Genomic DNA, 6342 nt, shown 5'->3' with positions numbered 1-6342 from the left:
AGTATAGAGAAATACCCGTGTTTCCATGATTCATCCCGCATTTATGCAACGCCACAGTTTAAATCTGATACCAAATTTCTGATGAGAGTGTGCTGCAATCAGTAGACGTCTTGCAAAAGTAACTTTTGCCTTGAAGTTGGGGAAAGGTGAAAGGTTAAAGGGTAAGGGAAAATTCCATCCTTTCCCCTTTACCCCCAAGAGTGCAAAAGTGCTTTTTGCAAGAGCTCTACTCCATACCACTTTCCTTAAACATTCCCATCAATTTACGTTTACGAGCGTGAGTTTGCATCAAGTTTTCCCGATAGCTTAACCAGTCAGCTTTCTTCCCAGATTTCAGGTAGGCATTACGCGCCTTTTTCAACCATTCAACCGCGTAATAATAGTATTCGGCTTTACCTGCATCCATAATTTTTTCGGCACGGCGACGAGCATTAGCAATTACCCAACCAGGATTATGAGGAATAGCAGCATCCATGACTCGGTGAATTAACTCTGAACGATCGGAACTTAGTTCGCTAGCGATCGCAATTGCATCATCAATTAGCCCTTCATACAAGAATATATCCACCTTGGCTGATTCTGTTCCCCAACCATTATAAGTACGGACAATTCTCAGCAGGTCTGTTTTGACACTTTCCCAGTTTTCCCCAGCCAATTCTGCCATCTTTTGGTAATCCACAAAGCAGGGCTTCATTTGAAAAGCCGCCTTGATTGCTGATAAAGCAGCTTCACTATTACCTAATTTAATAGCTAAATCACTTGTCCAAATTCCCAATTCATACTGACAATTACCCGGTAAATTTAATCCACTCTCAGCTATATCTAGTGCTTGCTGTAACGCCCCCTGAACGCTGAGTGTTTTGGCTAGGGCAAAGGCTTCTTCCATTGAGTTCATCTGGGTTTGAGCAGCATCAATTGCTTCTTCCACCCTGCCTAAACGCCCCAACATTGTCAGATATTGCTGGGTTTGCCCTTCCGCTTCTGCTAAATACAGGTATTCTTGATAACGTTCTTGACGTTCGAGAATTTTCAGGCGAATTAATGCCAAATCATCAGCATAATCTGGTACGTCTTCTTCCCATGCTCCCCTTTCAGTAATGTTACCTTGGAGAACTTGTACCAGTGGCGGATAATCCCAACCTTGGCGTAAAGCCTCCATAACTAGACCAAAATCAGCATTCCACTCATCTTGCCAAGCTTCCAAATTTATTTGAATATCAACTTTTTCTTCTGGAGTAAGTTCGGCGATTAGAATTGCTTCACACCAAGCATTATTTAATTCGCCGACAACTTCGTCATTTTCAGCGCCGTATTCGGCAACATCATCCCAATTTTCCGCACAGGTAGAGGTAATCGCCTCCAAAATAGCGATCGCATTTTCACCTTCTCCCCGTTCGCTAAAATCTACCGCAGTTTGCACTACACTCAGCAAATCTTCGCCAATCGGGTCATCTTCGTATCCTTCCTCAAAGTAGCGCACGGTATCCTTGAGAATCTGCCGCACTTGCCGCCGAAAGGGAGCCGGATCGAGAGTATTGCGGCGCACGAATTTTATGGTTGTTTGATTGTCAGCAGGATTCGTCATCCAACTTACATGACGGTCAATCGCCTCAATTAGGGGGGGGTATTCCGCTACCAACTCTTGCAGTAGCCTTTGAGTTTCGATATAATTCAGGCGATTTAGTAGTTCTTCCAGGGTGGGGCGCTGCTCAATATTTTCTGAGTTACGCGCACAAACGAGCATCGTCGCTACAATGTGTTTGCACCAACCTTCATAGTTGTAGGCACAGGTGCATTTTACTGAGGTTAACCCACTACTATCGAAATTCAGGCTGACATGATAAGGTTTAGCTTCGGTGCCTAGAACATCTGCCTGAAGCAGATGACCACGTTGGATAACGGCATTAACAGCACCAGCATTATAATATGCCTCGCCTCGCTGGAAAGATTTGGCGTTGGCATGACGGCGGATAGTAAATTCACTAATTTGGGGAATAGACATCGAGCGATCGCCTGCGTAAATCTTCTGGATCAATCCTAAGTCCAGCTTAGTGTTACGCTAACGCGCTGTAAAGAAAAAGGTGTGGAGATTCTGAATGAGACTGCAATTTCTATTCATTAACTAGCTCAGAACTGGAAATCAGTTTCATTGCCCTGCAAATACTCACTTAATTTCTTGTCGCTTTTCTGGGAAAACCAACCCATATAATGAAAATATCCATATTTTCGCCAGAAGTGAGTGAATCATAATTTGAGTTAGCAATACCCGAACCTGAAATCAGTGAACAGTCTAACAGTAAACAGTCAGGGTAATGTAAGGTAAGGGATTTAGAGTTCAGCGATAAAACTGATAACTGATAACTGTTAAAAGGGTTGCGCTGATTGTCGGTCAAGTTGAGAATAAATAGGCGAAGCAGACGGGGAAACTAACGTGAGTCAAGGATATGATTACGATTTAGTAATTATCGGCGCTGGTGTAGGCGGACATGGCGCAGCCTTACACGCCGTAAGTTGTGGTTTGAAAACAGCAATTATTGAAGCTGCTGATATGGGAGGAACCTGTATTAATCGGGGCTGTATTCCTTCTAAAGCGCTGCTGGCAGCATCTGGACGCGTGCGGGAGTTACGCAATGCCCACCACCTCAAGTCACTGGGAATTCAAATTGGTAGCGTAGAATTCGATCGCCAAGCGATCGCCAATCATGCTACCAATCTTGTCTCGAAACTTCAAGGCGACTTAACCAACAGTCTCAAGCGTCTAGGGGTCGATATCATTAGAGGCTGGGGAAAAATCGCTGGCGCGCAAAAAATCTCTATTACTGGAGACGGCGGTGAAAAAACCATTACAGCCAAAGACATTATCCTTTCGCCAGGTTCAATTCCTTTTGTGCCTCCAGGGATTGAAGTAGACGGTAAAACTGTCTTTACCAGCGACCAAGGTGTGAAATTGGAATCGCTACCAGAGTGGGTAGCAATTATTGGTAGTGGTTACATCGGCTTAGAATTTTCTGATATTTACTCAGCTTTGGGTTGTGAAATCACTTTGATTGAAGCCCTAGATCAGTTAATGCCAGGATTTGACCGCGATATTGCCAAACTTGCCGAACGGGTGCTAATTACTCCCCGCGATATTGAAACAAAAGTCGGGATATACGCCAAAAAAGTCATTCCCGGTTCACCTGTGGTAATTGAGTTAGCAGATTTCAAAACCAAGGAAGATATAGATGTCATTGAGGTAGATGCTTGTTTGGTGGCTACGGGACGCATCCCAGCGACCAAAAATCTTGGTTTAGAGTCTGTGGGTGTGGAACTCGATCGGCGGAATTTTATTCCAGTAGACGATCGCATGGCAGTATTATCAGCAGGTGAAGTCGTACCGCATTTGTGGGCAATTGGCGATGCTAATGGGAAGATGATGTTAGCACATGCGGCTTCTGCTCAAGGCATCATCGCCGTAGAAAATATAGTTGGGAGGGAAAGAATAGTAGACTATCGCAGCATCCCCGCAGCAGCGTTTACCCACCCAGAGGTCAGCTATGTAGGCTTAACTGAAACAGCAGCTAAGGAGTTAGGACAAGCTGAAGGGTTTGAAATTGCCACCAGTAGGAGTTACTTCAAAGGAAATTCCAAAGCGTTGGCAGAAAATGAAGCTGACGGTATTGCCAAGGTGATATATCGCAAAGACACCGGAGAAGTCTTGGGCGTCCACATTTTCGGACTGCACGCCTCAGACTTAATTCATGAAGCCTCAGCTGCGATCGCCAACCGTCAATCTGTGCAAAGTCTCGCACATCTAGTTCACGCCCACCCGACACTCTCAGAAGTCCTGGACGAAGCTTATAAACGAGCCATTTAGTCATTTGTCCTCTGTCATTTGTCCTTTGTCAATAAACAAGGACAAATGACCAATGACAAATGACCAATGACTAATGACAAATGACCAATGACTAATGACTAGTGACTAATTATGCAAATCCGTCGCCGTTCACCTAACCCAGCTATCTCCGTGTCCATGTTACGTTATCAGGCTGCCGTACCTGATGCAGCGCCAAACAATATTTTGGAAGAAATTGTCTGGCATAAAGAAGTAGAAGTTGACCAAATGCGTGAAAGGCTGCCTTTACGGGAATTGCAACATCAAGCACTCTCTGCGCCACCAACCCGTGATTTTGTTGCTGCTTTGCGTCAAGGTAAGACAAAGCCAGCATTGATTGCCGAAGTGAAAAAAGCTTCACCTAGTAAAGGCGTTTTACGAGCAGATTTTGACCCAGTAGCGATCGCCCTGTCTTATCAGCAAGGAGGTGCTAGTTGTCTTTCTGTGCTGACAGATGTCAAGTTCTTTCAAGGTAGTTTTGACAATTTAGCCAAAGTCCGGGCTGCCGTAGATTTGCCCCTACTGTGTAAAGAGTTTGTCATCTATCCTTACCAGATGTACTTAGCGCGGGTTCAGGGTGCAGATGCTATTTTGTTGATTGCAGCTATCCTGAGCGATCGAGATTTGCAATACTTCCTGAAAATTGCTAATAACCTGAAAATGGCAGTTTTGATTGAAGTCCATAGCTTGGCAGAACTTGACCGTGTGTTAGCCTTAGATGGAGTCTCCTTAGTAGGAATCAATAATCGCAATTTGGAAGATTTCTCTGTCGATCTGCAAACTACTTGCCAACTTTTGGCTGCAAGAGGTAGACAATTGCAAGAGAAAAATATCCTTGTTGTCAGCGAGTCAGGACTACACAACCCAGAAGATTTGAGTTTAGTGCTGACAGCAGGTGCATCTGCTGTACTCATTGGAGAATCTTTGGTAAAACAATCAGATCCCGGTGCTGCGAGCGCTCGTATATTACCGAGGAATTTTTAAAATAAACACCCCACCTGCCCTAAAAGGCGCAGGGCTGCACATAATAGTTGAGCAATTGGGCATACTATGCGTATACACGCAGCACTTTGCTATCAAATATCATCAATATCTTTGCCAAATCTTCATTGCTAATCAAACCAAAGCCATAAGCAACTAGTTATTTATTATGTAACAATTTATTAACAAGAAATAAACTGTAACTCATACAAAATCCCAAATATGAAATCAAAAGTTAACTTCATGGAGCAAATTCCTCTACCTTCGCCTATTCACTACGAACTTATACTTCAACTCTTAGAAAGACAAACTATGTTAGCAGTAAATGATAACCCAGATTTACGGCATCAGGTGAATCAGCTAATTATTACTCTCCGTAAAGCTGCTGTACAGCAAAAGCGACTAGAAGAAATTTGCGAGTTTTCCTCTGTAACTATCGATCACCGTTGGTCAATCAACCATCATAACGATAGCAAAGTTGTTGCCCCCGATTGAAAAAGATTGTCATCTTTATAAGATTTTAGTTCAGAGAAAGTTCATCTTGATTTAGACAAAACTGTAGATCGGTTAAAATAAAATATTGATGAGATTCTCTCTCGAATTTGACGAAAGATGAAATACAACAGCATTGATGAACTCCTCAGAAATAATCAGGCTTGGGTTGCCGAAAAGTTAGCTCTAGATCCAACTTACTTTCAAGAATTATCTAACGGACAAACACCACCTTTTCTATACATTGGGTGTTCTGATAGTCGTCTGGCGTTAACAAAATTTACCCGTACAGAACCAGGAGAGTTATTTGTACATCGTAATATTGCCAATCAAGTTTCTCTAACGGATATAAACTTTTTAGCCGTTTTAGAATACGCAATTTTACACCTAAAAGTGGAACACATTATCGTTTGTGGTCACTACGATTGCGGAGGAATTAAGGCAGCTTTAGAAGGGCGAACGATTGGAATTCTTGATAACTGGGTAAATCCAATTCGGGAACTGTATCTACAGAAACAAGAAGAAATTGATGCTTTGCCAACAAGAGAAGAACGTTTGAATCGCTTGGCAGAAATCAATGTTGTGGCGCAAGTGAAAAATATTTATCAAACTTCCATCATGCGTCAGGTACTCCATGAGCGAAAAGCGCCTATGGTTCATGGCTGGGTACTAGATATACACACTGGGTTAATCAAAGATTTAAACGTTTCAACTGTGCAATGGCAATTGCACATTTGCCCCTTGCTTTTAGAGTTTAGACTCTATGCCATGTTAACACATGAGAGTTAATTCGGTATTTTCAACCACACCGAAGCGTGCATTATAGAGTTGATAAATCGTGTTTTTACAAATCTTATTTAGATATCGAGTTTTATTGGGCAGTGCTTACGTGTATTTAAAAAATAAAATAGTATTTTTAGAGTTTTTTGTTTATTAAAGTAATGTCAAGATCGGGTGATTACTGATAATAAAATCTAGCAATATAAGTTGGATTA

The 6342-nt window shown here is 42.5% G+C and carries 5 protein-coding genes; 4 read left to right on the top strand and 1 reads right to left on the bottom strand.

The genetic code is table 11. The features are described 5' to 3' along the window. Positions 1-226: 226 nt before the first annotated feature. Positions 227-2002 carry an SWIM zinc finger family protein gene (locus RMY64_RS26680; RefSeq protein WP_322701583.1) on the bottom strand — a complete coding sequence of 592 codons (1776 nt, stop codon included), beginning with the start codon at positions 2000-2002 and terminating at the stop codon, positions 227-229. Between the two features lie 429 nt (positions 2003-2431). On the opposite strand from RMY64_RS26680, the gene lpdA reads away from it, so the two are divergent. From lpdA to RMY64_RS26660, 4 genes are all read left to right on the top strand, one after another. Continuing rightward, positions 2432-3856 carry a dihydrolipoyl dehydrogenase gene (gene lpdA, locus RMY64_RS26675; RefSeq protein ID WP_322683857.1) on the top strand — a complete coding sequence of 475 codons (1425 nt, stop codon included), beginning with the start codon at positions 2432-2434 and terminating at the stop codon, positions 3854-3856. 111 nt (positions 3857-3967) lie between these two features. After that, the gene (gene trpC, locus RMY64_RS26670) at positions 3968-4858 is read left to right on the top strand and encodes an indole-3-glycerol phosphate synthase TrpC (protein WP_322701580.1); all 891 of its coding nucleotides are present in this window, start codon (positions 3968-3970) and stop codon (positions 4856-4858) included. 240 nt (positions 4859-5098) lie between these two features. Next, on the top strand, positions 5099-5350 hold the full coding sequence (locus RMY64_RS26665; protein ID WP_069072137.1) for a DUF5340 domain-containing protein: 252 nt from the start codon (positions 5099-5101) through the stop codon (positions 5348-5350). Between the two features lie 117 nt (positions 5351-5467). After that, a complete protein-coding gene (locus RMY64_RS26660) occupies positions 5468-6136 on the top strand; it encodes a carbonic anhydrase (protein WP_322672108.1) in 669 nt (222 codons plus the stop codon). Positions 6137-6342: the final 206 nt, after the last annotated feature.

Origin of the sequence: Nostoc sp. DedQUE08 (assembly GCF_034530895.1) — a bacterium.
In the GTDB taxonomy this organism is placed as follows: domain Bacteria; phylum Cyanobacteriota; class Cyanobacteriia; order Cyanobacteriales; family Nostocaceae; genus Nostoc.
Note: the sequence above shows the minus strand (reverse complement) of the source record. Positions and strands in the feature narration are given on the sequence as shown.